The 448-nt window shown below is 52.7% G+C and carries 1 protein-coding gene; it reads left to right on the plus strand.

Annotation, left to right across the window (positions count from 1 at the left end):
* A partial coding sequence (gene lspA, locus HOC_RS20780; protein WP_035542812.1) for a signal peptidase II occupies positions 1 to 448 on the plus strand: 448 nt, incomplete at both ends.

A 448-nucleotide genomic window follows, 5' to 3' on the forward strand; every position in this document is an offset into this window, starting at 1 on the left:
TTTTTGTTTTTGCTCTGGATTTGGCCAGCAAAGCGTTGATGTTTTCGGCGCTCACAAAAGCAGGTGGTCTGATAAACCTTTTGCCATTCTTCGACTTCAGGCTCGGATTTAATCACGGGGTCAGTTTTGGGCTTCTGAGTTCGCAGAGCGACTGGGCGCCCTGGCTGCTCGCCGCTGTCGCTTTGGGCATTTCAGCTTATCTGTCGATGCGGCTGTGGCGCGCCACGACCAAGACTGAAGCTATTTGGATCGGGCTTATCATTGGGGGAGCGTTGGGAAATGCTGTGGACCGGCTGGTGGATGGTGCCGTTACCGATTTCCTCGACATCCATATCAACGGGTATCACTGGCCAACATTCAATCTGGCGGACGTCGCGATCGTCATTGGTGTCGCAATCATAATCTTTGATGGATTCCGCAATACGATCGCTGATCGATCTGATCCGCC

The sequence above is a fragment of the Hyphomonas oceanitis SCH89 genome, from assembly GCF_000685295.1.
Taxonomy (GTDB): domain Bacteria; phylum Pseudomonadota; class Alphaproteobacteria; order Caulobacterales; family Hyphomonadaceae; genus Hyphomonas; species Hyphomonas oceanitis.